This is a genomic window from Ideonella azotifigens, from assembly GCF_006519715.1.
GTDB lineage: Bacteria > Pseudomonadota > Gammaproteobacteria > Burkholderiales > Burkholderiaceae_C > Ideonella > Ideonella azotifigens.
On sequence record NZ_VIDT01001092.1, the window covers coordinates 1 to 1,266 of the forward strand.

Annotated in this window: 1 protein-coding gene; it reads right to left on the minus strand. The window is 69.9% G+C overall.

What is annotated here, in order from left to right:
* Window positions 1-14: 14 nt before the first annotated feature.
* Entirely contained in the window at window positions 15-974 is a 960-nt protein-coding gene (locus FKP22_RS30800; protein WP_231010289.1) for an ABC transporter substrate-binding protein, read from the minus strand.
* Window positions 975-1,266 lie beyond the last annotated feature (292 nt).

Genomic DNA, 1,266 nt, shown 5'->3' on the forward strand with positions numbered 1-1,266 from the left:
TGACGGGTCTGCCGTCATGGGGCGAGCACCCGGGACGCCCGGTCGCCCGAGACGATGCGCGCCCACAAGGCATTGCGGCGCTCCTCGTTTTCCACGGGCTCCAGCCAAAGCAGCTTGTCGCCCGGCCGCTCCACCGGCGAGGCCTGCACGGTGCAGCCCAGGCCCTGGCGCGTCATCAGCAGGCGCGACGGTTCGGGCTCCAGCAGGTGGTCGATCCAGGCATGGGCCAGCGCCGGGTCGCGTGCGCCACGGGTCACGGCCCAGCAATCCAGCCAGGCCAGTGCGCCTTCCTTCGGAATGACGTAGCCCACGTCCAGCCCGGCCTGCCGCACCAGCTGCAGCTGCTGGCTGCCGTAATTGGCGAACATCAGCCAGGCCTGGCGGCGCTTGAACATGGCCACGGACTCCTCGGGCTGGGTGTAGAACCCGGCCACGTTGCGGCGCAGCGCGATCAGCCTGTCCACCGCCCTGGGCCACTGCGCCTCGCTGAGGTGGAACGGGGTCTTCAGGCCCAGCGCCTGCGCGGCCAGCGAGAAGTTGTGCGAGCCGTCGTTGTAGGCCAGCACCCTGCCCTGGTAGCGCTCGTCCCACAGCGCGGTGATGGAGCTGGGCGGGTCCAGCACGCGCACCCGGTCATAGATCAGGCCCATCTCGGCATAGGCATAGGGCACGCCGTAGAGCCGGCCGCCCTGCACCAGCCCGGGCAGCGAAGCGGCGTCGCGAAAGCGCGGCAACTGGCGGCGGCGGTTGGGCAGCGCGTTGGTGTCCAGCGGCAACACCAGTTCCTGGCGGATGTAGCGCTGCAGCTCGGCAGTGTTGGCGGCAAAGACGTCGAAGTCCTGCGCGTGGTTGTGGGTCAGGCGCTGCCACAGCACGGTATCGGAATCGACCACGCTCACCTCGACCCTGGCGCCGCTGCGCTGCTCGAAGGCTGCGACCACTTCCGGTTCGGCGTAGCCAGGCCATGCCAGCACCCGAAGCTGCCTGCCAGCGGCGCGGACCCGCGGCGACACGGCGGCGCCTAGCACCGCACCCGCCACACAGATCTGCCGACGACTCCACCCGCGCTTCGCCATGTGCACCTCGCCCGCATCCTACTGCTGGCGGATGCCGCTGCGTTTAGCCGACTTGCGCACTGCGCGATTCCGTGAACCACTCGCCTCTCTTCAATGCGTCACCGGGGTGACGCAAGGCGCGCGGCCGTCACCAACCCCCGCCCCGCCTGCCAGCCCAGCGTGAAGGCTTCCTCGAACACGGAGTAGCCGG